Consider the following 261-nt stretch of genomic DNA (forward strand, 5'->3'; position numbering starts at 1 on the left):
GGGGCGGACAACCGGCAAAGCGCCACGGCCCGGATGTCTGCTGCGCGACAGAAACCATGAAATCTGCCCATTCGATACTGCGCAAATGCGCAGATTGGCCCTGCGCCATTCCCGGTAAGAACGGCTTCGGTGTGTACTCGGGTCTATCTTGCAAACACGACTTTTTGCCCTCTTCCGATAACTTCCGGGTCGGTCATAAAATCCGTCCGGTAACCGGTTTTGGGTCCCACTTATGACGCCAATGGATCAAATCTGCCGCGC

The 261-nt window shown here is 56.3% G+C and carries 1 protein-coding gene; it reads left to right on the top strand.

The features are described from left to right. Nucleotides 1–236 (top strand): hypothetical protein (locus tag SB816_RS32755; RefSeq protein WP_410548346.1); only part of this gene is annotated, 236 nt, incomplete at its 5' end. Between the last annotated feature and the right edge of the window lie 25 nt (nt 237–261).

Origin of the sequence: Achromobacter sp. SIMBA_011 (assembly GCF_046535435.1) — a bacterium.
In the GTDB taxonomy this organism is placed as follows: Bacteria; Pseudomonadota; Gammaproteobacteria; order Burkholderiales; family Burkholderiaceae_B; genus Achromobacter; species Achromobacter dolens.